The 26,013-nt window shown below is 60.3% G+C and carries 21 protein-coding genes and 1 pseudogene; 14 read left to right on the top strand and 8 right to left on the bottom strand.

Annotated elements, in window-relative coordinates; translation table 11 throughout:
- Nucleotides 1-393 precede the first annotated feature (393 nt).
- Nucleotides 394-1,020, top strand: a complete 627-nt coding sequence (locus JKA62_RS23965; protein ID WP_011336622.1) for a hypothetical protein — start codon at nt 394-396, stop codon at nt 1,018-1,020.
- A gap of 56 nt (nt 1,021-1,076) precedes the next feature.
- On the opposite strand, the gene JKA62_RS23960 is transcribed toward JKA62_RS23965, so the two are convergent.
- A complete protein-coding gene (locus JKA62_RS23960) occupies nt 1,077-1,988 on the bottom strand; it encodes a LysR substrate-binding domain-containing protein (RefSeq protein WP_011336623.1) in 912 nt (303 codons plus the stop codon).
- Between the two features lie 180 nt (nt 1,989-2,168).
- Between JKA62_RS23960 and aspA the strand changes: the two genes are divergently transcribed.
- The 3 genes from aspA (at nt 2,169) to JKA62_RS23945 (ending at nt 6,587) form a co-directional block, all read left to right on the top strand.
- Nucleotides 2,169-3,593, top strand: coding sequence for an aspartate ammonia-lyase (gene aspA / locus JKA62_RS23955; protein ID WP_039765095.1), 1,425 nt, complete (start codon nt 2,169-2,171; stop codon nt 3,591-3,593).
- A gap of 441 nt (nt 3,594-4,034) precedes the next feature.
- A complete protein-coding gene (locus JKA62_RS23950; protein WP_011336625.1) occupies nt 4,035-5,480 on the top strand; it encodes an alanine/glycine:cation symporter family protein in 1,446 nt (481 codons plus the stop codon).
- Between the two features lie 99 nt (nt 5,481-5,579).
- Nucleotides 5,580-6,587 (top strand): asparaginase, encoded by a 1,008-nt coding sequence (locus tag JKA62_RS23945; protein WP_011336626.1) that lies wholly within the window; start codon nt 5,580-5,582, stop codon nt 6,585-6,587.
- A 75-nt stretch (nt 6,588-6,662) separates the two neighbouring features.
- Here the strand turns inward: JKA62_RS23945 and JKA62_RS23940 are convergent, their stop codons facing one another.
- Nucleotides 6,663-7,118 (bottom strand): hypothetical protein, encoded by a 456-nt coding sequence (locus JKA62_RS23940; RefSeq protein ID WP_146615280.1) that lies wholly within the window; start codon nt 7,116-7,118, stop codon nt 6,663-6,665.
- A 519-nt stretch (nt 7,119-7,637) separates the two neighbouring features.
- Between JKA62_RS23940 and JKA62_RS23935 the strand changes: the two are divergent.
- Nucleotides 7,638-7,784, top strand: a pseudogene (locus JKA62_RS23935) (asparaginase); the annotation flags it as partial.
- A 139-nt stretch (nt 7,785-7,923) separates the two neighbouring features.
- Here JKA62_RS23935 and JKA62_RS23930 read toward each other — a convergent pair.
- Nucleotides 7,924-8,388: a hypothetical protein gene (locus JKA62_RS23930; protein WP_011336627.1), complete on the bottom strand. Its 465-nt coding sequence runs from the start codon at nt 8,386-8,388 to the stop codon at nt 7,924-7,926.
- Nucleotides 8,389-8,785: 397 nt separating this feature from the next.
- On the opposite strand from JKA62_RS23930, the gene JKA62_RS23925 reads away from it, so the two are divergent.
- From JKA62_RS23925 to JKA62_RS23915, 3 genes are all read left to right on the top strand, one after another.
- On the top strand, nt 8,786-9,784 hold the full coding sequence (locus JKA62_RS23925; RefSeq protein WP_011336628.1) for an AraC family transcriptional regulator: 999 nt from the start codon (nt 8,786-8,788) through the stop codon (nt 9,782-9,784).
- A gap of 132 nt (nt 9,785-9,916) precedes the next feature.
- Nucleotides 9,917-10,942 carry a histone deacetylase family protein gene (locus JKA62_RS23920; RefSeq protein WP_011336629.1) on the top strand — a complete coding sequence of 342 codons (1,026 nt, stop codon included), beginning with the start codon at nt 9,917-9,919 and terminating at the stop codon, nt 10,940-10,942.
- Nucleotides 10,939-12,039 (top strand): polyamine ABC transporter substrate-binding protein, encoded by a 1,101-nt coding sequence (locus JKA62_RS23915; RefSeq protein WP_011336630.1) that lies wholly within the window; start codon nt 10,939-10,941, stop codon nt 12,037-12,039. Before JKA62_RS23920 ends, JKA62_RS23915 begins: the two co-directional genes overlap by 4 nt.
- A 59-nt stretch (nt 12,040-12,098) precedes the next feature.
- Here JKA62_RS23915 and pdxR read toward each other — a convergent pair whose 3' ends face one another.
- Nucleotides 12,099-13,652, bottom strand: a complete 1,554-nt coding sequence (gene pdxR / locus JKA62_RS23910; RefSeq protein ID WP_201819776.1) for a MocR-like pyridoxine biosynthesis transcription factor PdxR — start codon at nt 13,650-13,652, stop codon at nt 12,099-12,101.
- Nucleotides 13,653-13,744: 92 nt separating this feature from the next.
- On the opposite strand from pdxR, the gene JKA62_RS23905 reads away from it, so the two are divergent.
- From JKA62_RS23905 to JKA62_RS23885, 5 genes are all read left to right on the top strand, one after another.
- Nucleotides 13,745-14,368 carry an FMN-binding negative transcriptional regulator gene (locus tag JKA62_RS23905; protein WP_041475468.1) on the top strand — a complete coding sequence of 208 codons (624 nt, stop codon included), beginning with the start codon at nt 13,745-13,747 and terminating at the stop codon, nt 14,366-14,368.
- A 10-nt stretch (nt 14,369-14,378) separates the two neighbouring features.
- Nucleotides 14,379-14,825 (top strand): GNAT family N-acetyltransferase, encoded by a 447-nt coding sequence (locus JKA62_RS23900; RefSeq protein WP_085708799.1) that lies wholly within the window; start codon nt 14,379-14,381, stop codon nt 14,823-14,825.
- A 12-nt stretch (nt 14,826-14,837) separates the two neighbouring features.
- Complete coding sequence (locus JKA62_RS23895; RefSeq protein WP_201819774.1) at nt 14,838-15,509, top strand: GNAT family N-acetyltransferase; 672 nt, start codon at nt 14,838-14,840, stop codon at nt 15,507-15,509.
- A 221-nt stretch (nt 15,510-15,730) separates the two neighbouring features.
- Nucleotides 15,731-18,688, top strand: a complete 2,958-nt coding sequence (locus tag JKA62_RS23890) for an autotransporter outer membrane beta-barrel domain-containing protein (RefSeq protein ID WP_201819771.1) — start codon at nt 15,731-15,733, stop codon at nt 18,686-18,688.
- A gap of 200 nt (nt 18,689-18,888) precedes the next feature.
- Nucleotides 18,889-20,355, top strand: coding sequence for an autotransporter outer membrane beta-barrel domain-containing protein (locus JKA62_RS23885; protein WP_201819839.1), 1,467 nt, complete (start codon nt 18,889-18,891; stop codon nt 20,353-20,355).
- Between the two features lie 104 nt (nt 20,356-20,459).
- Here JKA62_RS23885 and oadA read toward each other — a convergent pair whose 3' ends face one another.
- Nucleotides 20,460-22,268 (bottom strand): sodium-extruding oxaloacetate decarboxylase subunit alpha, encoded by a 1,809-nt coding sequence (oadA, locus tag JKA62_RS23880; protein WP_011336637.1) that lies wholly within the window; start codon nt 22,266-22,268, stop codon nt 20,460-20,462.
- An 11-nt stretch (nt 22,269-22,279) separates the two neighbouring features.
- On the bottom strand, nt 22,280-23,695 hold the full coding sequence (locus JKA62_RS23875; protein WP_007954255.1) for an acetyl-CoA carboxylase biotin carboxylase subunit: 1,416 nt from the start codon (nt 23,693-23,695) through the stop codon (nt 22,280-22,282).
- 190 nt (nt 23,696-23,885) lie between these two features.
- Here JKA62_RS23875 and JKA62_RS23870 point away from each other — a divergent pair, with 190 nt between their 5' ends.
- The gene (locus JKA62_RS23870) at nt 23,886-24,848 is read left to right on the top strand and encodes a LysR family transcriptional regulator (RefSeq protein WP_007954252.1); all 963 of its coding nucleotides are present in this window, start codon (nt 23,886-23,888) and stop codon (nt 24,846-24,848) included.
- On the opposite strand, the gene JKA62_RS23865 is transcribed toward JKA62_RS23870, so the two are convergent.
- Nucleotides 24,790-24,996, bottom strand: a complete 207-nt coding sequence (locus tag JKA62_RS23865) for a PA3496 family putative envelope integrity protein (RefSeq protein WP_007954251.1) — start codon at nt 24,994-24,996, stop codon at nt 24,790-24,792. The two genes, JKA62_RS23870 and JKA62_RS23865, sit on opposite strands and share 59 nt — an antisense overlap.
- 108 nt (nt 24,997-25,104) lie before the next feature.
- Nucleotides 25,105-25,971, bottom strand: a complete 867-nt coding sequence (gene hexR, locus JKA62_RS23860) for a transcriptional regulator HexR (RefSeq protein ID WP_007954250.1) — start codon at nt 25,969-25,971, stop codon at nt 25,105-25,107.
- Nucleotides 25,972-26,013 lie beyond the last annotated feature (42 nt).

The following is a 26,013-nucleotide window of genomic DNA, read 5'->3' as shown; positions in this document are numbered from 1 at the left end:
CGGACGAACCGGCCGAAGGCCGCGCAGTATACCGCAAAGAAAGCAATAAACAGCCCCCGTTGCGACCATCTGTCATCTGCCTTGAATACCTGACTTTACTGACTCAAAAATCAAGAATACACCTTGGATTTTCCCAACTTAAAAAACACCCGCTTGATTGCATGGCGACTGCACTTCGACACTTCCCTTAACTTCACGCAATAAAAACAAAAACACTCCAGAAAGTAATCAACGATTAATAGTTTATATTCAACCCACTCCCGACGCTCACTACTCAATTGAATAACCGGGCATCCAAAAAACATTCAACAGCACATCTTTACCACAAAACTCAACACAAACCGGCTACGTCATTCCAACTGACGAAGCACCAAAATCATAAAAAGGATAACCATGTTCAAGGAACCACTGGCGCTACTTGTCTTCATCCACCAGGACTTGGCTGATTACAGTAAAGACGACCTTTACGAAAATTGTTTCTCGTGGCTCTCCGAGGAAATGGAGAGTATTTCCGGCCGCAAGATGTTGATTCGCCTGATCAGCCCGGAAGAGGCGCCAGGTCTGACCAATCATCCGTATAAAAACAGTGATGCCAGCACTTCGCTGAGCGCCTGGAAAATCGCCGTCGACAACTACCGACGCAACCGTCCGAGGAAAGATCTGAACCCGCGCTTCAACAAATTCTTGCTACTGACGCGCAGCGCTATCAATAGCCAAGTACTAGGAATTGCCGATTTGCCAGGCTACGCGGGTATAGCCTCAATAGAAAAACGTCGCACCGCTGCTCACGAAGTTGGCCATATGTTCAATGCAGTACACCAAGACAGCGAAGTCTTATACAACGGTTGGTGGAGTGAAACAGTCATGAAACCGACTGATGATTTTTCTGAACTTCGCCACGATGCCGATCGCTTCAGTGATAAAAACCGAGAGAACATCCGAGCCTATCTGGACGCAAAGAAAACATCAGGTCCGACACGAGCAGTCCCGCGCCCCGAATATGATGATGAAGAGGGCTGAAGCAGATACACGCCTGCTTCATTCCCGGCTTTCCGTTACGCGCTATCAGTGCTCCATCAAGATGAGGAGCCCGCCGCACCACCTTCAAGCTTGCGCCACAACAACCGCACGTTGGCCTTGCGCACCAGCGCGCAGCGGTACAGGCGAATCTCCAGCGGCACATGCCATTGCGAGCCGCCGCAAACCACCAGTTCACCGCGGGCCAGTTCAGCCCGCACGCTGAGTTGCGGCACCCAGGCAATGCCGAGACCTTCCAGCGCCATGCTTTTCAAGCTGTCGGCCATGGCGGTTTCATAGATTGTGGTGAAGCGCAGCTGACGCTGGCGCAGCAAGCCATTCACCGAACGCCCGAGAAACGCCCCGGCGCTGTACGCCAGCAACGGCACACTGCCCTCGCCTTCCAGATCGAACAACGGTTTGCCATTGGCATCTGCCGCACACACAGGAAGCATTTCGGTCTGGCCCAGGTGCAGCGACGGGAAGATTTCCGGGTCCATCTGCATGGCGGCGTCCGGGTCGTAGAACGCCAGCATCAGATCGCAACCACCTTCACGCAGCGCGTGCACCGCGTCGCCAACGTTGGTCGCGACCAGCCGGGTAGCGATGTTCAGGCCTTCGTTGCGCAGTTGCGCGATCCAGCGCGGAAAGAAGCCGAGTGCCAGCGAGTGCGCCGCCGCGACCTGGATCACTTCGCCCTGCCCGCCTTCCAGATGATGAAGATGGCGCAGCACTTCACCGAGCTGTTCGACCACGGTACGCGCGGTTACCAGGAACAGTTGCCCCGCCGCCGTCAGCTCGATCGGCGTACGCGAGCGGTTGACCAGCGTCAGTCCGAGAGCCGCTTCCAGACTGCGGATCCGCCGACTGAACGCCGGCTGGGTCACGAAGCGCCGTTCGGCCGCCTGCGAGAAGCTGCGGGTGGCGGCCAGAGCACTGAAGTCCTCGAGCCATTTGCTTTCCAGATTCATCACGTCCTCCCGGACACGCACCAAAACAGGTCACACGTCTGCCGCGCACGCGGCGTCACACGGGCATTATGCCGAATGTGCATAGGGCAGTGTTTAACAGCATTGGCCCAAAAATTCCCACAAGCCTAGCATTCGCAGCGTTCCGGCACAGACCGGGTCCATATCGAGATGATTTCTATCATGTCCTCCGCTGCATCATTCCGCACAGAAAACGACCTGCTTGGCACCCTCGAAGTCCCTGCTCAAGCGTATTACGGCATCCAGACCCTGCGAGCGGTGAACAACTTCCGTCTCTCGGGCGTTCCGATTTCGCACTACCCGAAGCTGGTTGTCGGTCTGGCGATGGTCAAACAGGCTGCCGCTGACGCCAACCGCGAGCTGGGTCACCTGAGCGAAGCCAAGCACGCTGCCATCAGCGAAGCCTGTGCCCGTCTGATCCGCGGCGATTTCCACGAAGAGTTCGTGGTCGACATGATTCAAGGTGGCGCCGGTACCTCCACCAACATGAACGCCAACGAAGTGATCGCCAACATCGCGCTGGAAGCGATGGGTCACCAGAAAGGCGAATACCAGTACCTGCACCCGAACGACGACGTGAACATGGCGCAGTCGACCAACGACGCCTACCCGACCGCGATCCGCCTGGGTCTGCTGCTGGGTCACGACGCGCTGCTGGCCAGCCTCGACAGCCTGATTCAGGCATTCGCGGCCAAGGGTGAAGAATTCAACCACGTCCTGAAGATGGGCCGTACCCAGCTGCAAGACGCCGTGCCGATGACCCTGGGTCAAGAGTTCCGTGCTTTCGCCACCACCATGGGCGAAGACCTGGCCCGTCTGAAGACGCTGGCCCCGGAACTGCTGACTGAAGTGAACCTGGGCGGCACCGCGATCGGTACCGGCATCAACGCCGACCCGCGCTACCAGGCCCTGGCCGTACAGCGTCTGGCGCTGATCAGCGGTCAACCGCTGGTTCCAGCCGCTGACCTGATCGAAGCCACTTCCGACATGGGCGCCTTCGTGCTGTTCTCCGGCATGCTCAAGCGCACCGCGGTCAAGCTGTCGAAGATCTGCAACGACCTGCGCCTGCTGTCCAGCGGCCCGCGCACCGGCATCAACGAAATCAACCTGCCGGCGCGTCAGCCAGGCAGCTCGATCATGCCAGGCAAGGTCAACCCGGTAATCCCGGAAGCCGTGAACCAAGTGGCATTCCAGGTCATCGGTAACGATCTGGCGCTGACCATGGCAGCCGAAGGCGGCCAGCTGCAGCTGAACGTGATGGAGCCGCTGATCGCCTTCAAGATCCTCGACTCGATCCGCCTGCTGCAACGCGCCATGGACATGCTGCGCGAGCACTGCATCGTCGGCATCACCGCCAACGAAGCGCGCTGCCGCGAACTGGTCGAACACTCGATCGGCCTGGTCACCGCACTGAACCCGTACATCGGCTACAAAAACGCCACCCGCATCGCCCGTATCGCCCTTGAAAGCGGCCGCGGCGTACTGGAACTGGTGCGCGAAGAAGGTCTGCTCGACGAAGCCATGCTCGCCGACATCCTGCGCCCGGAAAACATGATTGCTCCGCGTCTGGTGCCTCTGAAGGCCTGATCCGACGCGTTACTTGTAGCACCGCTCACCAGGTCGAGGGACTAGACACCTCTCACCTTTTGAGGGCTTGGGGATCGTTCCCCGAGCCCTTTTTTTTAACTGTTTGAACCTGAGAACCGTATGTATGAAAACTGACCGCCAATCAGCTTTCACACAAACCCGACGCCGGTAACGTCGGGTGTTTCAAAGCTTCGTTTCGTCGCTTGCACCACAACCGTGCAGACGGGCGCCGCACTGATCGGTATAGTGCCGCCCCTCTTCGCGTGAGCGGTCGTCGGTAACGAGGCCATAACCCATGCGAAACCCGAACTAATAACAAACCCGCGATATGGATCCGGGACGAACCCTCGCCTCGCCCGTTGTGCCGCACGCACACCGGTGTAACGCGATGTTTCTGACCATCCAGCATTTGCTTAAACAATAAACAGCGAGGAAAAATCCATGCTCGAAGTCATCAACGACTTCCTCTCAGGGAAAGTACTGATCGTGCTCATTGTCGGGCTCGGTAGCTACTTCACGATTCGCTCGCGTTTCGTTCAATTGCGCCACTTCTTCCACATGTTCGCGGTGTTCCGCGACAGCCTCAAAGGCAGCGCCGGGCAACTCAGCTCGTTCCAGGCCCTGATGCTCAGCCTCGCCGGCCGCGTCGGTGCAGGCAACATCGCCGGTGTCGGCATCGCCGTGACCCTGGGTGGTCCGGGTGCGGTGTTCTGGATGTGGGTGACCGCACTGGTCGGCATGTCCAGCAGCTTCTTCGAATGTACGCTGGCCCAGGTCTACAAGCGCGCCGATGGCGACGGCCTGTACCGTGGCGGTCCGGCCTACTACATCCAGCACGGCCTGAAGCTCAAGGGCATGGCGGTGGTGTTCTCGATCCTGCTGCTGGTCACCTACGGCTTCGCCTTCATCGGCCTGCAGTCCTACACCGTGACCCACTCGCTGCAAAACGCTTTCGCCTTCGACCCGCAACACACCGGCATCGTCCTGGCAGTGCTGCTGGCCATCACCTTCATCGGCGGCATCAAGCGCATCGCTTCGGTGTCTGACCTGCTGGTACCGATCAAGACCCTGGCCTACATCGGCGTGACCCTGTATGTGATCGGCACCCAGATCGAACACGTGCCAGCCATGCTGGTCACCATCTTCAAAAGCGCCTTCGGTCTCGACCCGGCCTTCGGCGGCCTGCTCGGCAGCGCAATCGTGATGGGCGTGAAACGTGGCGTGTTCGCCAACGAAGCGGGCCTGGGCAGTGCGCCGAACGTCGCCGCCGTGGCCGCCGTGAAGCACCCGGGCGCTCAGGGCGTGGTTCAGGCGTTCAGCGTGTTCCTCGACACGTTCGTGATCTGCACCTGCACCGCACTGCTGATCCTGCTGTCGGGCTTCTACACCCCGGGCTTCGAAGGTGACGGCATCGTCCTGACCCAGAACTCGCTGGCCGCCGTGGTGGGTGACTGGGGCCGCATGTTCGTCAGCGTCGCGCTGTCGCTGTTCGTCTTCACGTGCATCCTCTACAACTACTACCTGGGCGAAAACAGCCTGCAGTTCCTCACCCGCAACCGCGCTGCGCTGATGACGTTCCGCGGTCTGGTGCTGGCGCTGGTGGTCTGGGGTTCGATGCAGGATCTGTCGACCGTGTTCGCCTTCGCCGACATCACCATGACCTGCCTGGCCTTCGTCAACCTGATGGCCCTGGCCTTGCTGTTCAAGGTCGGCATGCGCGTGATGCGCGACTACGATGCGCAGCGCCGCGCAGGCGTCGACCAACCGGTGTTCGACTCCAGCAAGTTCAGCGACCTGGATCTGGACCTGAAAGCCTGGCCTGCCAACCCGTCGGCCGACACCCAGGCCAACGCTCAGCCGCAAGGCATCCCGGCAGCGCAACGCTGATCGGGTAAAAACCGGGCGCAGATCCTGCGCCCGGCGTGACACAAGCAGCGGTCGGCGTCATGCTCGACCGCATGCTGTCCTCGTTCAGGAGAACTCCCCATGAATTCCTCGACCTACCCTGCCGCCCAGCACGTCATGGTGCTGTACACCGGTGGCACCATCGGCATGCAGGCCAGCGCCAATGGCCTGGCCCCGGCCTCCGGTTTCGAAGCGCGGATGCGCGATTACCTGCACAGCCAGCCGGAGCTGGTGGTGCCGCAGTGGCGCTTTCGCGAGATGTCGCCGCTGATCGACAGCGCCAACATGACCCCGGCGTACTGGCAGCAACTGCGTGAAGCGGTGGTCGACGCCGTCGATGTGCAAGGTTGCGACAGCGTGCTGATCCTGCACGGCACCGACACCCTGGCCTACAGCGCCGCCGCCATGAGCTTCCAGTTGCTCGGCCTGCACGCCCGCGTGTGCTTCACCGGCTCGATGCTGCCGGCCGGCGTCACCGACAGCGACGCCTGGGAAAACCTCAGCGGCGCACTGGTCGCCCTCGGCCACGGCCTGGCGCCGGGCGTGCACCTGTACTTCCACGGCGAGCTGCTGGCGCCGACCCGTTGCGCAAAAGTGCGCAGCTTCGGCCGTCACCCGTTCAAACGCCTGGAGCGCCAGGGTGGCGGCGTGAAAGCCACTTCCCTGCCAGCAGCGTTGAACTACAACCAACCGAAGCAACTGGCAAAAGTTGCCGTGTTGCCGCTGTTCCCGGGCATTGGCGCCGAGATCATCGACGGCCTGCTCGACAGCGGCATTCAGGGTCTGGTGCTGGAGTGCTACGGCAGCGGCACCGGGCCGAGCGACAACCCGCAATTCCTCGCCAGCCTCGGCCGGGCGCGGGACAGCGGCGTGGTCGTGGTGGCGGTCACGCAGTGCCATGAAGGCGGTGTGGAACTGGATGTGTATGAAGCCGGCAGCCGCTTGCGCGGTGTTGGCGTGTTGTCCGGTGGCGGCATGACTCGCGAGGCAGCGTTCGGCAAGTTACACGGGTTGCTGGGGGCAGGACTCGAAGTAACAAACATTCGGCAGCTTGTGGAACTGGATCTCTGTGGAGAACTGTCTTTGTAACTTGGTTCGTTCTGCAGTCAACTGATCAATGACGATCAAAAATACCCCTCCTTACTGCCAATGGAGGGGTATCAACTATTTCACAGACTGAACAATAAAGAGATGCGCCGCCAATTTTTCCGTTTCAGGATTTTGCGGATCACCACGATAAACTGTTGCTCTAACGTCGCATTCATACTTTCCCGTGACGCTGTCAAACGTTGTATTTAAAATAATTGCTGTGTCCGCCCACCAACGCACATCACCAACACTTAGCTTCGTATTTAAATATTCGCGCTTACTCATTTGAAGTGTATAGGTACTCAAGTTCAGCGCTGACTCTTGGATCTCAAGGTTAAAATTAGAATGCTTGCTCTTAAATATAAGAATTATACTTCTTCCGTGTTGACCATTATTTACCACAAAGGAGTCGGCATCAGAGAGTAAGTGTTTGTTACCTACTGCCCCTTCAACGTGCCCCTCAGTTGCAGGATTCTTTCCATTTCCATATTTTTCCCATATTTTCCATATCATCCCATTGAGCCTCGACATCACTATCTTTCGAACTCATTTCCCATTCTCCTCTATTGAAAAACTTCACAGACATTACGACTGCAAACTTGAGCGTAGCCCCAGAAAATACAAATCAAATAAAAAACGAAAATCAAGAAAACCAGTAACTAAACGACCAACGGTGCACTTATATTTGAAAACTTGTTACTTCTGACACTCGTCAAAAGAGCAATCTCGCATTAAGTTAAACAGGCGGGAGCCATGACCCTATAACTAACAAATCAATCTGGTCTCCTCTGTTAACTTTAATTAGCGCAAACAACTTAAACCGGCAGGTGGCATGTAATTTGCCCCTTCAAAGTTGTATTCGCTCAGGACATTCCCATGCTCCACTCCCACCTCACCACCCTCAACGCCGTCTCCCTGATGCTCATCACCTTCAGGGATCAGGGCCTGTCCAGCGAAGCGCTGCTGGCCGGCAGCAGCATCGGTGCGGCGGAACGAGTCGGCCACGGCCTGGCGCCGGGCGTGCATCTTCGTGGTTGCGGTCACGCAGTCGAAGCGGGCAGCCGCTTGCGTGGTGTGGGCATGCTGTCCGGTGGCGGGATGAATCGTGAGGCAGCGTTTGGCAAGTTGAATGCCTTGCTGGTGGGGGCAGGCCTTGAAACGGCCGAAGTACGACGTCTGGTCGAACTCGATCTATGAAGTGAGCTAATCTGATTCGACGTACAAACCTGCAGCCGGATAGATATGGCCCTGCCCCAATGGATGTTAGGGGGCAGGGTCAATAGACCTGGACAACTCCACAGGCTTCTCGCTCTCGATACGTGAAGATTTGCGTTAATCACTTGATGCTGAAAATGCCGTCTTTTAACTGTTTGATCGTGCTGTCTGGATGAGCGAACTCGGCCTCCACGATTCCGTAAAAATATCCGCCGATGGGATCCCGATTTATTTGGATGACCCCGCTCGTAGCAATATTATGTTCATCTTTGTAGATAGCTTGAATGGACCCGTACTCTTCTGGAATACGAACCTTTTTTCCAAGATCTTTTGCATCAATGAAGAACGCGATCGTTTGCTCGAGTTTATTGTCAGGACCCAAAATGGCGAAAGCAATCAAAATATTACTTTCAGGGTCAAGCCTGTAGGCAGAGAGCCTGACATCTTGCCCATCACGATTTATCTTAATCTCGCCCTCAAGCGCGTTTTTCGCGATTAGATCGATTTTTTTATTCAGATCTTCAAAAGATTTCATTGCCTGATTCTCCGTAGGGATAAAACTGGATTTCACATCTGTTACTGCCATGGTTCAGTCTATGAATTTGCCAGAATGAAAGCCGTCAACCCATTGCCAACTCCAGATTGATCGTACTCCAACAGGCCGAATCCAGTGACACGACCATTCGAAAATAGATGCGGAAGTGCACCAAGTCAAACCAAAAACCGCTCCCGACAAACGGTACACTTTACGGGAAAAACCTGTAACTTCTGACAGTAGCCAGCAAATATCAAATAATATAAATTAATTGAGCGCCGCTCTAACTTATTACTGCCAAATTTCTATTTTTTGCTTGTGATGAGCATTTAAAAAACAACAAATCGTCCAACTAACGAATCGGGCAAAGTTATCTTGCTGATTTTCGACAGCTGTCGCCGGCACATAACTTGCTCGCCTTTCCGGCACCGCCCGGCTGGAAGATCCTATGCTTCACTCCCACCTCACCACCCTCAACGCCGTCGCCCTGGTGCTCAACACCTTCAGGGATCAAGGCCTGTCCAGCGAAGCACTGCTCGCCGGCAGCGGCATCAGCGCGGCGGATCTAAGCCGGGCCGACACCCGCATTACCACCAATCAGGAGATGCAGGTCTGCGCCAATGCGGTCGCGCTCAAGCACGACATCGGCCTGGAGCTGGGCCGGCGCATGCATGTTTCCTGCTACGGCATCCTCGGTTACGCGCTGCTGACCTGTGCCACCTTCGGTGACGCTTTGCGGCTGGCGATCCGTTATCCGGCGCTGCTGGGAACACTTTTCGAACTGAGCCTGGAAGACGACGGCGAGCGCGTCTGGTTCGTCGCCGCCGATTACCGCGAAAGCCCGGCGATGGCCGTATTCAACGCCGAGTTCTGTCTGGTGTCGCTGAAAGTCATCTGCGACGACCTGCTCGGCCATCCGCTGCCATTGCTGGCCGCGCGCTTCGAACACGCCGCGCCGGATTACCGCGACAGCTACGCCGAACACTTCAAGGCGCCGCTGCACTTCGGCGCCAAGGACAACGCCTTCGCCTTCGACCGGCGCTGGCTCGACCAGCCGCTGCCGCTGGCCGACATCATCACCCACCAGGCCATGGCCGAGCGTTGCCGCAAACAGAACACCGAGTTCACCGGCCGCCAGGCATGGCTGGGTCGGATCCGCCAGTTGCTCAGCGCCCAACTCAACGCCGCACCGGGGCTGGAAGGCCTGGCGCAACAGATGAACTGCTCGCCGCGCACCCTGCGCCGGCATCTGAAGGACATGGGTTGCAGCTATCAGGAATTGCTCGACGAACTGCGTTTCGAGCGGGCCAAGCAGATGCTTTGCGAGGATCAGTTGCCGATTTATCGCATCGCCGAAACCCTCGGCTTCAGCGAGACCGCAAGCTTCCGCCATGCCTTCGTGCGCTGGAGCGGTGTGGCACCGAGTCAATTCCGGCCACACGGTTAAACCGTCGAGGGGCGATATCAGGTCAGTATTTTTGGCCACATCGATCCCCTTTTGGCCTCTCTGGCCGTTCTCCGATTCGGCTCACGCCGCAACACTGTGATCAACCGAATCAGCCCCTGCGGAGAACAACAAATGCTGACGATCTACTCTGACGATCACCACCTGCACCATGGCCGCTGCGAATTGATCGACGGGCAACTCAAGCCTTGCTTCGAGATGCCGTCGCGCGCCGACCACGTGCTGCAACGGGTAAAAAATCAAAACCTCGGCCCGGTCGAGGCACCGAAGGATTTCGGCCTCGGGCCGATCGAGCGCATTCACAGCCGCGACTACCTCGACTTTTTCAAAGGCGCGTGGGCACGCTGGACCGAGTTCAACACCGACGGCGACTTGCTGCCTTACACCTGGCCGGCGCGCACCTTGCGTCAGGTCAAGCCGACCAGCCTGCACGGCCAGCTCGGCTATTACAGCTTCGACGGAGGCGCGCCGATCACCGCCGGCACCTGGCAAGCGGCGTACAGCGCGGCGCAAGTGGCGCTGACCGCACAAGCGGAAATCCAGCGCGGCGCCCGCGGTGCCTTCGCCCTGTGCCGTCCACCGGGACACCACGCTGCCGGTGATTTGATGGGCGGTTATTGCTACCTCAACAACGCCGCCATCGCCGCGCAGGCATTCCTCGATCAGGGCCACAAGAAGGTCGCGATCCTCGACGTCGACTACCACCACGGCAATGGCACCCAATCGATTTTCTACGAGCGCAGCGACGTGCTGTTCACCTCGATCCATGGCCACCCGGAAGCGGAATTCCCGTTCTTCCTCGGCTACGAAGACGAACGCGGGGAAGGCGCCGGGGAAGGCTTCAACTTCAACTATCCGCTGCCAGCCGGTTCCGGCTGGGATATCTGGAGTGCGGCACTGGATCAGGCCTGCCAGGAGATCGACAACTACGGCGCCGACATCATCGTCGTGTCGCTGGGTGTGGACACCTTCAAGGACGATCCGATTTCGCAGTTCAAGCTCGACAGCCCGGACTACCTGGCCATGGGCAAGCGCATCGCGGCCCTCGGCAAACCGACCCTGTTCGTCATGGAAGGTGGCTACGCGGTGGAAGAAATCGGCATCAACGCGGTGAACGTGCTTGAAGGTTTCGAACAATGAGCAGACTCAAGCAATTCATCGCGCCGGCGTTGTGCGCGGCGCTGCTGAGCGGCGCCGCACACGCCGAAGAACGCACCCTGCGCGTCTACAACTGGTTCGACTACATCACCCCCAAGGCGCTGGAAGATTTCAAGGCGCAGAACAGCCAGACCAAACTGGTCTACGACATCTTCGACACCAACGAAGCACTGGAAGCCAAGCTGCTGACCGGCAACTCCGGCTACGACGTGGTGGTGCCGTCCAACGTGTTCCTCGCCAAGCAGATCGAGGCCGGGGTATTCCAGCCGCTGGATCGCAGCCAGTTGCCGAACTGGAACCACCTCGACCCGAAACTGATGAAGCTGATCGAAGCCAACGATCCGGGCAACCAGTTCGCCGTGCCGTACATGTACGGCACCATCCTGATCGGCTTCAACCCGGCCAAGGTCAAGGCCGCGCTGGGCGACAACGCGCCGGTGGACAGCTGGGACCTGATCTTCAAGGAAGAGAACATCAGCAAGCTCAAGCAGTGCGGTGTGGCCCTGCTCGATTCGCCGTCGGAGATCCTGCCGCTGGCCCTGCAACACCTCGGCCTGGATCCCAACAGCAAGAACCCGGCGGACTACGCCAAGGCTGAAGCGCTGTTGATGAAGATTCGCCCGTACGTGACCTACTTCCATTCGTCCAAGTACATGGCCGACATCGCCAACGGCGACATCTGCGTCGCGGTCGGTTATTCGGGCAGCTTCTCGCAAGCGGCCAACCGCGCCAAGGAAGCGAAGAACGGCGTGGTGGTGGACATGCGCCTGCCGAAAGAAGGCGCCCCGATCTGGTTCGACATGCTCGCGATCCCGAAAGGCGCGAAGAACCCGCAGGACGCCTACACCTTCATCAACTACCTGCTGCAACCGCAGGTGATCGCGCCGGTCAGCGATTTTGTCGGTTATCCGAACCCGAACAAGGACGCCACCGAACTGGTCGACCCGGCGATTCGCAACAATCCGAATCTGTACCCGACCGATGCGGCGATGAATACGCTGTACACCCTTCAGCCATTACCGCGCGATGCGGAACGGGCACGCACGCGGGCGTGGACGAAGATCAAATCCGGCACCTGAAACTTGCTCATCCAACCCGGACCCGCCCCGGCGGGTCTTTGGATACCGACGCTGCGTCTTCACTCACCCCAGGCTTGCCGCAAACGGGCCAGGGCCGACTCGATCGCCGGCTCCGGCACCGCCGCAAAACCCAGCACCAGACCGGCGCGCTGATCGAGCGGCGTCGTCGAGTCCGGCAGCCAATATTTGCTCAAGCCATGGATCTCCACCTCCACGCTGGCGGCCTGCTCGATCAACTGTTGTTCGCGGGCCACACTGTCGACCGCCACGGTGAGATGCAGCCCCGCTGACACCGCCGGCAATTCCCCCACACCCGCCAATCCTTGCGGCCAACCATTGATGAGTGCGTTACGCCGACTCAGGGCTGCCCGACGCATCCGCCGGATGTGCCGCTGAAAGTGCCCGGCCGCCATGAATTCGGCCATCACCGCTTGAGTGCTCACTTCGGAATGCCGGACATCCACCGCCCGCCGCTGCGCAAACGCCTCCACCAGTGTCGGCGGCAACACCAGATACCCCAGGCGCAGCGCGGGGAACGCGACTTTGCCGAAGGTGCCGACATACAACACGCGGCCCTGGCGGTCGAGCGCCGCCAGCGGGGCCAAGGGTGCGCCGGTGTAGCGATACTCGCCGTCGTAGTCGTCCTCGACGATCCAGCCGCCGGTGCGCTCGGCCCAGGCCAGCAGTTCCAGACGTCGCGCCAGGCTCATCACCACCCCGGTCGGGTATTGATGAGACGGTGTGACATACGCCACCCGGCAATCTTCGGCGGCCGCCAGTGCCGCGCAGTCGATGCCCTCCTCATCCACCGCAATGCCGTGCAATCGACCGCCGGCCAAGGCGAACGCATGACCCGCTGCGCGATAGCCGGGATTCTCGATGCCCACGCCGGCGCCCGGCTCCACCAGCAACTGTGCACAAAGGCTGATTCCCTGTTGCGCGCCACTGGTGATCACAATTTGCTCAGCCGAGCACTGCATGCCGCGCGAACTGCGCAAATAAGCGGCGATCAGCCCGCGCAGGCGCGCATCGCCCGCCGGGTCGCCGTAACACAGTTGCTGCAAATCGGGTTTGCGCCAGAACGCCGCGCTCAGCTTGGCCCAGACGTCGAACGGGAACAGATCGAACGCCGGAACACCGACCCGGAATGCTCGCGGCGGACCGCTTGGTGGCGTCGGCAAATGGTTCTGCTCAAGCCGCTGCAATGCACCGCTGTGGATAACCTTGCTGGATAAATCCCCAGTGGAATTGGCCGAAATTGTGGATAAGGCTGTGGGTAAGTCTGTTGAAAACCCTGTGGATACTTTTGTGGATAATTTTTTCGCGGGCGCCACCGATTGCGGTAACTGCGCCACATAAGTGCCATCCCCGACCCGGCCTTCAATGAAACCTTCGGCATACAGTTGATCGTAGGCACGCACCACACTGTTGCGGGAAATCCCCAACGCTGCCGCCAGATCGCGGCTGGCCGGCAGGCGCGTGCCGCTGGCCAGGCGCCCGTCGAGCACCCGCAGGCGCAAGGCCTGATAGAGCTGACGGCTCAGGCCTTTGCGGCGGTCGAGTTCGATACCGGCAGGGTTGAACGGCAGCGACAGCGTGGTCGAATCGGGCATGACAATGGACCTATGAAATTGGTCATCAATGGCTCTTACAACAGACCAATAGCCTGCCTACGATGCTGGCATTCGCCAAGGAAATTTTCTCCATGTACACGCCCCGCGCCTTTGCCATCGACGACCTGTCCCAACTGCACGAACTGATCCTCGCCACCCGCCTCGCCATATTGGTCACCCATGGCGAACAAGGCTTGCAGGCCAGTCATGTGCCAGTGCTGCTGCATCGTGAACAAGGTCCGAACGGCACGCTGTACGGGCATCTGGCCAAGGCCAATCCGCAGTGGAAAGACCTGCGCGACGGCGCCGAGGCGATGGTGATTTTTCCCGGTGCCGATGCCTACGTCAGCCCGGGCTTTTACCCGAGCAAGGCCGAGCACGGCAAAGTCGTGCCGACCTGGAACTACGTCGCTGTGCACGCCTACGGTCACGCCGAAACCTTCAGCGATGGCGGTCGGTTGCTGGACATCGTCAGCACCCTCACCGACCGCCATGAAGCGGGTCGCGACCAGCCCTGGTCGGTCGACGATGCTCCGGCGGATTACATCGACGGCATGCTCAAGGCCATCGTCGGGTTCGCCATTCCGATCGACCGCCTCGAAGGCAAGCGCAAGCTCAGCCAGAACCGCAGCGCCGAAGATATCGCCGGCGTACGCGAAGGCCTGGCCGCCAGCCCCGACATCAACGATCAAACCCTCGCTCACTTGATGCGTTAAGGAAATCACCATGAGTCAGATCGACATCCGCCCGGTCAGCGCCGCCGATCACGCGGCGTGGCTACCGCTGTGGCAGGCCTACCTGCGCTTCTACAACACGGAATTGCCGGACGCCGTCAGCCAAAGTACCTGGCAGCGATTTCTCGACCCGAACGAGCCGACCCACGCCGCCCTCGCCTGGGCCGACGGCAAAGCGGTGGGCATGGTGCATTTCATCTACCATCGTTCGAACTGGAGCATCGAAAACTCCTGCTACCTGCAAGACCTGCTGGTGGAGCCGCAAACCCGTGGCACCGGCGTCGGCCGCCTGCTGATCGAACACGTGTACGCCACGGCCAAGGCCGGCGGTTGCTGCAAGGTGCACTGGCTGACCCACGAAACCAATGCCACGGCGATCCAGCTCTACGAGCGCATCGCCGAACGCCCGGGTTTCATCCAGTTTCGCAAAGCCATTTAAGGAGCCACGTGCATGACGAATTCTCTTGCTGACTGGAAAGGCGTACCGCCGCCCTCCACCACCCTGATCGAAGGCCGCTTCATCCGCCTGGAAAAACTCGACCCGACGCGGCACGGCGACGACCTGTTCAACGCTCTGCAAGGCCCCGGCGCAGACCCGAAACTCTGGGATTACTTGCCCTACGGCCCGTTTCCGGAGCGCAGCGCCTTCAATGACTGGCTGAACAACCACGCCGCCCACAGCGATCCGTATTTCTTCAGCGTCATCGACCGCGCCAGCGGCCAGGTGCAAGGCATCCTCAGCCTGATGTCGATCGTCCCGGCCCAGGGCCGCATCGAAATCGGCCACGTCACCTTTGGCGCGCCGATGCAGCGCTCGCCGAAAAGCACCGAGGCGGTCTACCTGCTGGCCAAAGAATCCTTCGCCCTCGGCTACCGCCGCCTCGAATGGAAATGCAACAACGGCAACGCCCGCTCCAAATACGCTGCCGAGCGCCTGGGCTTCAGCTTCGAAGGCGTGTTCCGCCAGCACATGGTGGTCAAGGGCCAGAACCGTGACACCGCGTGGTACTCGATTCTGGACTCGGAATGGCCGGCGATTGCGGCGGGGGTCGAGCGCTGGTTGAGCGATGAGAATCAGACGGCGAATGGGCAGGTGAAGGGGTTGGTTGAGTGCCGCGGTTGAGCCAGTGAACGTAAAAGAGCGCAGCCTGCGGCATCTCATTCAAGCGATGTCCAAGGCTGCGATTTCGACTCTGCACCACCGTCGGATCTGCGATGAATTGCAGATGAACGTCCAAATCTGAGGCCTGAACTGCAAAAGAATGCACATAGGCCGTACATCATTCTGTAAAAACCCTCCGCTATACAGGACGCCCCGCTTATAACAAAAAGGACGTTCTGCCCATGCCCTTCCCGCCCCAGCGCCTGTCGTTTGCCATTGCCCTGCTGATCGCCACCAGCGCCGCCCACGGCAAGACCGTGCAGATCGACACCGCCACCACCGCGTCGCAAACATTGGGCGGTAAAGACACACTGACGATTTCGGCGCCGGGCAGCATCACCAACAGCGGCAAGGCTGTGAGCCTGAAGGACGGCACCAGCGGCGTCGGTGTGATCATCGATAACGCCGGCAAGATCATTTCCAGCGGCGGCCGGGCTATCGACAGCAGCGGCGACCTGACCCAGGCACGCAACTACGCCATCTATAACCGCAGCGGCGGGCAGATTCTCGGTTCCAACGACGCGATTCGCATCGACAGCAACTTCGTCAGCGGCAGTCTGTTGATCGACAACAGCGGCACCATTCGCTCAACCACCGGCCAGGGGCTGGATCTGGATGCGTTGCGCAGTGACGGGGTGAAAACCACGATCATCAACCGCGCGAGCGGGCTGATTCGTGGCGACGCCAGCGACGGCATGAAAACCGGCGCCAACGCGACCATCAGCAACTACGGCGAGATTTCCACTGGCGACTCGCACAACGCCGATCAGAAGTTCGACGGCATCGATATCGACACCGCGACCGGCGTCACCGTGACCAACTACGGCGTGATTTCCGGCGGCCGTCATGGCATCACCACCGACCTCGGAGCAACGCTGGTCAACTACGGGCAGATCATCGGGCGCAACGGCTCCGGTTTCGGTTCCGACGGCGACGGCACGGTGATCAATCACGGCACCATCACCGGCGCCTATTCAGGGTTGCAAGCCAATGGCGACGGTGACGGCGTAGACATCGACAACATCGCTCACATCGAAAACTACGGCACCATTCAGGGCGTCGGCGCCGGCGGTGTGGACAAGGGCGGTTTCGCCAATGGCAGTGAAGGCATCGCGCTGGGCGGCGGTTACATTCTCAACGCCAAGGATGCGCTGGTCAGCGGCGCCAACAGCGCGATTCTGGTGGACGACGGCAGCGGTGGTTCAGGGCTGGCGGCCACCACGCTGGAGAACTACGGCACGATCCAGGGCCTCGACGGTTTCGGCGTGAAGTTCGTCGGTGAATTCGCCGACAGCGTGATCAACGGCGGCGCCATCAGCGGCAGCAACGGTCTGGCGCTTGACCTGGGCGGCGGCGATGACAGCCTGACCCTGCGCAACGGCAGCCGCTTTGTCGGCGTGGTCGACGGTGGCAGCGGATATGACCGCGTGGTGATGGACGACGCGGCGGGCGGCAGCTTCGGTGCCAGCCGCAACTTTGAATGGCTGGAAGTCAAACAAGGCGCCTGGACGCTCACCGGCAGCGGCGACTTCAGCGACGGCGGTGCCGTGCGCAACGGCGCCACGTTGGTCAACCAGGGCGGTATCGCCGGCAATCTGACCGTGGACGCCGGAGGTGTGTACGCCGGGGGTGGTTCAGTGGGCAACCTCAGCGTCAATGGCACGTTGCGCACCGACACCCGCTTCGGCACCGCGACCGTCGTGCACGATTTGAACATGAGCAGCACATCCACCCTCGCCTACGGCGTCAACGCCGATGGCAGCAGCGCGCCGGTTCAGGTCGGCGGCACGGCCAACCTCAATGGCGCAACGCTGGCGGTCAATCCCGGCAGCGGCACCTATCCGTGGCAGAGCCATTACACGGTGCTGCAAGCTGCGCGGGTCAACGGCACATTCGGTGCAGTCACCAGCGACTACGCCTTCCTCACGCCGACCCTCGCTTACACGCCAACGCAGGTCGACCTGACTTACACCCGCAATGACGTGGCCTTCAATGAATTCGCCGCCACCGGCAACGGCAGCAACGCCGCCAACAGCCTGGCCTCGATCGGCAAGAACAATGCGCTGTACAACGCGTTGCTCAACACCACTCAAAGCAGTGCAGGCGCGGCCATCGAGCAACTGGCCGGCGCCAGCAACGCCAACCTGACCAGCGCCACCCTCGGCGCCAGCAGCCAGGTCGGCAGCAGCATGCTCTCGGCGATGCAGCAAATCGGTGGCAGCCCAGGCTTGCTGGTCGGCCTCGATCAGCGTGATACGCCGATCCTCGCGGCCAACGGCGTACCGTCCGAAGCGCGAAACCTGAATGATCCGAACGCCCGTGGCCGGCTCTGGCTGCAGGCCATCGGCGGCTACGGCAAGCTCGATGGCGAACACGGCAGCAGCGGCCTGGAACAACGCACCAAAGGCAGCGTGCTCGGTGCCGACTGGGCACTGAATCCGCAATGGCGTCTGGGTGTGCTCGGTGGCTATTCGAAGACCGATCTGGATGCCACCGGCGTCGACGGCAATGTCGAGAGCTGGCACGCCGGTGTTTATGCGCAGCATCAAAACGGCCCGCTGGCCTTGCGCCTGGGCGCGGCTTACAGCGGTCATCAGGGCGAAAGCAAGCGCACCATCGCGTTCAACGGTTTCAGCGACCGCCCCAAAGGCGATTACGATGCCGACAGCCAGCAAGCCTTCGCCGAACTCGGCTACGCCATGGGCACTGGCCGGCTCAGCGCCGAACCGTTCGCCAGCCTCGGCTATCAGCGTTATCACCGCGAGCGCTATCAGGAAAAGGGCGGTGCGGCGGCGTTACAAGTTGACAGTCAGACTCAGGACAACTTCAGCAGCACCTTCGGCCTGCGCCTGGCGCACCTCGGCTCGCTGGACAATGGCATGAGCTTCACCCCGCGAATGGCCGCCGGCTGGAAGCACACCTACGGCGATGTCAGCAGCTCGACCCGTCAGGCGTTTGTGGTCGGCGGCACGGCGTTCAGTGTCGATGGCAGCTCGCTGGATCGTGACAGTCTGGTGCTGGAAGCAGGGCTGGATCTTGGTATTTCCGCGCGGCATACGCTGGGCCTGGGATACAGCGGCGAGATTGGCAGCAACAGCCGTAATCACGGGTTGATCGGGCAATGGCAGATGAGTTTTTGAGATTTCGCCAATCTGGATTTCAGCGGAAGTTGTAGGTAAAGGCGTCTGGATGGTTGGGTAATCATGGCGGGCTCGCCTCCCGCCGACGACCGGGCTACAAAAGCAGACGCGATCACCTGCATGTGGCTCGGAATTGCCCGGCATCGGTGGACCGGCATCGACTTTTACAGTTTGGCCTCATTTCACCTGAGGCAAACGGAATGCCCATTCAATGCAAATACAAGCTCCAACATCTTGTCCTCGCGGTTGCGCTGGCAGTCGGTTGCGTAGAGTTTTCTCTTGCGGAGCAGACTGAGCCAGACACGTCTGTCGTGAAAGAGGTGAAACCCAAGAACCCGCGCAAACCTAAGGACAAACCTGCTCCGCTCAAGCTCGCTGAAGAAACAACGCGTGAGGAAAAGATCGCTCCCCCCCTGGAAAAAATCCCCGTCAGCACTGAGATTCCCGTGGTCCCCGCTCACACAGCCGACGACATTTCATCCAAAAAAATTGCCACGACAGAGAGCGGCAGCGCACTCAAAGAAAGCCTGGAAAAACCAGCGCCCTTACCGGAACCGGTTCTGGCCGAAACGCCTGCGACTCAACAAGCCTCATTGGCTGACCAGCCACCGTCAACGGACTCCCCTTCACCAGCAGGCAACTCAGCCATTGCGGCTCTGCTCGCTGCCGACGAAACCACCGCAGCACTCGCCCTCAATCAATTGTCCGGCGGCAGCAACGCCAACCTCGCCAAGGCCACCTTGAGCAGCGTCACACCGGTCAGCGCCAGCCTGCTGTCGGCCATGCTTCAGCTCGACGACCAGCATGACAACCAGCCAAGCGCACCCCGCCACGCGGCCGGAAACGCCGAGAGCGGCAGGATCTGGCTGCAAGCCCTCGGTCATAGCGGCAAACTGGATCGCGATGTGGAGCCCATGCAGCATTCCACCAAAGGACTGCTGCTCGGTGCGGACTGGCGCCTCGACGAAGAATGGCGACTGGGCTTGATGGGCGGCACCTCCGACACGCGTATTGATAGCGAGGAACTGGACGGCGATCTCGACAGTTGGCACCTCGGCGCCTACGCCATGCGCCAGACCGGTTCGTTCGCACTTCGGCTCGGCGCAGCCTGGAGCAACCATGAAGGCAGTACCCGTCGCGAAGTCGCGTTCGGCCGCTTCCATGACCGACTCAAAGGCAACTACCAGGCCAGCACCCAGCAAGTGTTCATCGAGTCGGGATACAACCTGGGGCGGGCCAACGTCAGCATCGAGCCCTTTGTCGGTATCGGCTATCAACGCTATCAGCGTGACGGCTACACCGAGAAAGGCGGGGCGGCGGCGCTCAGGGTGGATGATCAATCCCAAGGCAACTTCAACACTACCGTCGGTCTGCGCATGGCGAACGTCAGCACACTGGATAACGGTATGCGCCTCACGCCACGATTCAGCGCGGGATGGAAACACGTTTACGGCGAGACCTACACCAGCACCCGACAACGTCTGGTCGCCGGCGGCCATGGCTACACCGTTTACGGCGCAGAGCTGGATCGCAATAGCCTGACGCTGGACACCGGGCTTGATCTGGCCGTCTCGTCCAGCCACACATTCGGCATTGGCTTGTCGGGCGAGATCGGTACCGACAGCCGAAACCACGGCGTATCGGGCCAGTGGCGAATGGCGTTCTGAGTCCAGACTGGCTGCTGCCGCACGTTGCGGCAGCAACCTGAAAGCAAAAAAAAGGGGAGCACATGCCCCCCCGAGGTTTAAAGCGTTGTATCGAGGCCGTTATCTCAGCCTTCGATCTCGATCAGGATTTCGCCCGGGTTGACCCGGTCGCCCTTGGCTACGTGGATGGCGGTGACCTTGCCGGCAATCGCCGCCTGGACTTCGGTCTCCATCTTCATCGCTTCGGTGATCAGCACAGCCTGGCCGGCCTTGACGGTATCGCCTTCCTTGACCAGCACATCGACGATGTTGCCCGGCATGGTAGTGCTGACGTGACCCGGCGCCGAAGCCTGCTTGCGCTTGCTGCTGCCGCCGCCGACGAATTCGTTGAGCGGTTCGAACACCACTTCTTCCGGCATGCCGTCGATGGACAGGTAGAAGTGACGCTTGCCTTCAGCCTTGACGCCGACACCGGTGATGTCCACGCGGTAGGTTTCGCCGTGAACGTCGATGACGAACTCGGTCGGTACGCCTTCGCCGCCAGCCGAAGCCACCTTGCCCGCTTCCGGGATCGGCAGCAGCACTTCCGGGGTGAGGGTGCCGGCGGCACGCTCTTCGAGGAACTTGCGGCCGATGTCCGGGAACATGGCGAAGGTCAGCACGTCTTCTTCGGACTTGGCCAATGCGCCGATATCGGCACGCAGCTTGGTCATTTCCGGCTTGAGCAGATCGGCCGGGCGTACGTCGATCACCTCTTCGCTGCCGATGGCCTGGCGACGCAGCTTCTCGTTCACAGTGCCGGGCGCCTTGCCGTAGCCGCCTTGCAGGTAGAGCTTCACCTCGTTGGTGATGGTCTTGTAGCGCTCGCCGGCCAGCACGTTGAAGAACGCCTGGGTGCCGACGATCTGCGAAGTCGGGGTCACCAGCGGCGGGAAGCCGAGGTCTTCACGTACGCGCGGGATCTCCGCCAGCACTTCGCCCATGCGGTTGAGAGCGCCCTGCTCTTTCAACTGGTTGGCCAGGTTGGAAATCATCCCGCCCGGCACCTGGTTGACTTGAACACGAGTGTCGACGGCAGTGAATTCGCTTTCGAACTGGTGGTACTTCTTGCGCACGGCGTAGAAGTACAGACCGATCTCTTGCAGCAGCTCCAGATTCAAACCGGTGTCGAACTCGGTGCCTTTCAGCGCAGCAACCATCGATTCGGTGCCAGGGTGACTGGTGCCCGACGCGAAGCTGGAGATCGCGGTGTCGATGTGGTCGGCACCGTTTTCAATGGCCTTGAGCTGGCACATCGCTGCCAGGCCGGCGGTGTCGTGAGAGTGGATGAACACTGGCAGCGACTGCTCGGCTTTCAGTGCACGCACCAGCTCACCGGTGGCGTACGGGGTCAGCAGACCGGCCATGTCCTTGATCGCCACCGAGTCGCAACCCATGGCTTCCATTTGCTTGGCCTGGGCAACGAACGCGTCGATGGTGTGCACCGGACTGGTGGTGTAAGCAATGGTGCCCTGGGCGTGTTTGCCGGCAGCTTTCACCGCTTCGATCGCCACGCGCAGGTTACGCACATCGTTCATCGCGTCGAAGATGCGGAACACGTCGATGCCGTTGACCGCGGCCTTGGCGACGAACGCCTTGACCACGTCATCGCTGTAGTGGCGGTAGCCCAGCAGGTTCTGCCCGCGCAGGAGCATTTGCAGACGGGTGTTGGGTAGCGCGGCGCGCAGCTGGCGCAGGCGCTCCCACGGGTCTTCTTTCAGGAAACGTACGCAGGCGTCGAAGGTTGCGCCGCCCCAGCATTCCAGTGACCAGTAGCCGACTTTGTCGAGCTTGTCGCAGATCGGCAGCATGTCTTCGGTGCGCATGCGGGTGGCGAGCAGCGATTGGTGGGCGTCGCGCAGGATGGTGTCGGTTACGAAAATCTTTTTAGTCATTGTTCTATTCCTCACAGGCCTGCGTGGGCGGCGATGGCGGCGGCGATGGCCAGGGCCAGCTCTTCGGGTTTGCGCTTGATCGAGTAGTTGGTCAGTTCGGGGTGGCTTTCGACGAAGCTGGTATTGAACTGGCCGCTACGGAATTCCGGGTTGCGCAGGATTTCCTGGTAGTACGCGGCGGTGGTCTTCACGCCTTGCAGGCGCATGTCGTCGAGGGCGCGCAGACCACGGTCCATGGCCTCTTCCCAGGTCAGCGCCCAGACCACCAGTTTCAGGCACATCGAGTCGTAGAACGGCGGAATGGTGTAGCCGGTGTAGATCGCCGTATCGGTACGCACGCCCGGGCCGCCGGGGGCGTAGTAGCGCGTGATCTTGCCGAAGCTCGGCAGGAAGTTGTTTTTCGGGTCTTCGGCGTTGATTCGGAATTGCAGGGCAAAACCGCGATGCTGGATGTCTTCCTGCTTCACCGACAGCGGCAGCCCGGAGGCGATGCGGATCTGTTCGCGGACGATGTCGATCCCGGTGATTTCTTCGGTGATGGTGTGTTCCACCTGCACCCGGGTATTCATCTCCATGAAGTACACCTCGCCCTCGGCGAGCAGGAACTCCACGGTGCCGGCGTTCTCGTAGCCCACGGCCTTGGCCGCACGCACCGACAGGTCGCCGATGTAGGCGCGCTGTTCCGGGGTCAGCTGCGGGCTCGGGGCGATTTCGATCAGCTTCTGGTTACGGCGCTGGATCGAGCAGTCACGTTCGAACAGATGCACGACGTTGCCGAAGCTGTCGCCGAGGATCTGCGCTTCGATGTGCTTGGGATTGACGATGCATTTTTCCAGGAACACTTCCGCCGAACCGAAGGCCTTGGTGGCTTCGGAAATGACGCGAGGGAAGTTCTGTTCGAGTTCTTCGCGGCTGTTGCAGCGACGGATACCGCGACCGCCACCACCGGAAGTGGCCTTGAGCATGACCGGGTAACCGATGCGGTCGCCCTCGCTCAATGCTTCCTCGATGCCCGAGACATTGCCTTCGGTGCCCGGCGTGACCGGCACGCCGGCCTTGATCATGCTGCGGCGCGCTTCGGTCTTGTCGCCCATGCGGCGGATGACTTCCGCCGACGGGCCGATGAATTTGATCCCGCGTTCGGCGCAGATGTCTGCCAGCTCGGCGTTTTCCGAGAGGAAACCGTAGCCGGGGTGCAGCGCATCGCAACCGGTTTCCACGGCCAGGTTCACCAGCTTGCGCGGGTTCAGGTAACCGGCCAGCGGCTCGGCACCAATGCTGTGGGCCTCGTCCGCACGCTTCACATGCAAGGCATGCCGGTCGGCGTCGGAGTAGATCGCGACCGAGCGGATGCCCATCTCGGCGCAGGCACGCACGATTCGTACGGCAATCTCACCACGGTTGGCGATCAGGATCTTTGTTATCACTTGGAGGTTCCCTTGAGCCGGTGGCACCACGACCTGCTAGACCCAGGTCGGCACGTGACCAAATGTTTCAATCTGGTCTCGGCCCCACACTAGCGCTGACAAGGGATTAACAAAAATGAATAAAAATTGGGTCAGGCATAAGTAAAGACTTATAGTCATCGCATCAGCCAATGGCCAGAGTCGGTAGAAAATGCGTAAGTCCCTGATGCGTATGACATTGCGTCAATTGCAGATCTTCAACGAAGTGTGTGATTTACGTTCCTACAGCCGAGCGGCCGAGGAAATGTCGCTCACGCAACCGGCCGTCAGCCTACAGATTCGTCAGCTCGAAGAGCTGATCGGCCAGCCATTATTCGATTACGTCGGCAAAAAGCTCTACATGACCGAGGCCGCCGAAGCACTTCAGCGCGCCAGCCGGGACATTTTCGGCCGCCTGGAAAACCTCGACATGCAACTGTCGGACATGCAGGGCTCACTGCAGGGCCAGTTGAAGCTGGCGGTGGAATCCAGCGCCAAATACTTCGTGCCGCACCTGTTCGCGGCGTTCAAGCGCCAGCATCCCGAAGTAAACCTGCAACTGACGGTGGTCAACCGTGGCCAGGTCATCCGCCGGCTCTCCGACAACCGCGACGATCTGGTGATCATGTCGATGGTGCCACAGGACATGGGCCTGGAGTTCCTGCCGTTCCTCAACAATCCGATCGTCGCCGTGGCGCGTCCGGATCATCCGTTGGCACACATGGGCCCGCTGCGCTTGCAGGATCTCGAACCGTATACCTTGCTGATCCGCGAACCCGGCTCGGGCACGCGACTGGCCTGCGAGGAGTATTTCAAAGAGAAGCGCGTGCACTTCACCCAGACCCAGGAAGTGGCGTCAGCCGAAGCCCAGCGTGAATGCGTGGTGGCGGGTCTGGGCCTGGCGCTGTTGACACGCCACGCCCTGAACCTGGAGCTGGCGACCGGCGGCCTGGTCGAGCTGCCAGTCGAAGAGTTGCCGCTGTTTCGCAGTTGGTGCCTGGTGCAAGCCAAAGCCAAACGGCTGTCACCGGTGGCGCACGCCTTCCTGGCGTTTATCCGCAGCGAACGGGTGCAGATCAGCGCGCTGGTTGAGCGCTTCGACGGGAAGCTGCCGGTGCTGCCTGCCAGTGATTGATATCCTCGGGAAAATCGCCGATTTCGGCCTGAAGCTGGCGGAGTTCGAAGCGATCTTCGATAGCGCGGCGAAACTCCATGCGGCGCTGGTCTTCCTGCTGACGACGGGTTTTCGCGGCGCTGTTGCGTTCTTCGTAAGGCTGAGCCATTTCGAGTCTCCCAAGGCGATTACGGGAGTTTCACGATAGGCTTGGGGGATGACGGTTTAGCTTCGTCGGGGTTACAGGCAGATGAAGATTGCCGTCACCCCAAGACAATCAGTCGTCCAGCGCTTTTACCGATTTTGGCGACAGCCGCAAGCTGCGCAGGCTGCGCTTGACGCTCTTGAGGTGGTTGACCAGGCTCGGCCCGCGCGCCATGGCCACGCCCATCGCCAATACGTCGATCACCACCAGGTGAGCGATACGCGAAGTCAACGGGGTGTAGATTTCGGTGTCTTCGTGAACGTCGATCGCCAGGTTGACGGTCGACAGCTCGGCCAGCGGCGTCTGGCTCGGGCACAAGGTAATCAGCGACGCCCCGCTCTCGCGAACGAGGTTGGCGGTGATCAGCAGGTCTTTGGAGCGGCCGGACTGGGAAATGCAGATCGCCACGTCGGTGGGCTTCAGCGTCACCGCCGACATCGCCTGCATGTGCGGGTCGGAATACGCCGCTGCCGTCAGCAGCAGACGGAAGAACTTGTGCTGCGCATCCGCCGCCACCGCGCCCGACGCACCAAAACCATAGAACTCGACGCGCTGGGCCTGGGACATCAGCGTCACCGCCCGTTGCAGCTCCAGAGGATCGAGCTTTTCGCGAACCTCCATCAGCGTGTGCAAGGTGGTGTCGAAGATTTTCAGGCTGTAGTCGGCGACGGAATCGTCTTCATGGATCGCGAACTGACCGAAGCTGGCGCCGGCCGCGAGGCTTTGCGCGAGCTTGAGTTTCAGATCCTGGAAACCGGAGCAACCAATGGCCCGGCAGAAGCGCACGATGGTCGGCTCGCTGATGCCGACGCTGTGGGCCAGGTCGGCCATGGAACTGTGCATCACCGCCGCAGGGTCAAGCAGCACGTGGTCGGCGACCTTGAGCTCCGACTTGCGTAACAGGTGACGTGACTGGGCGATGTGTTGCAGCAGATTCAAGGGGCTGGACTCTTGTTATGGAAAGATGTGCTTTGGCCAGAT

The sequence above is a fragment of the Pseudomonas sp. B7 genome, from assembly GCF_016735645.1.
Taxonomy (GTDB): domain Bacteria; phylum Pseudomonadota; class Gammaproteobacteria; order Pseudomonadales; family Pseudomonadaceae; genus Aquipseudomonas; species Aquipseudomonas glycinae.
The sequence above is the reverse complement of the archived record's forward strand: the minus strand, read 5'-3'. Positions and strand labels throughout refer to the sequence as shown.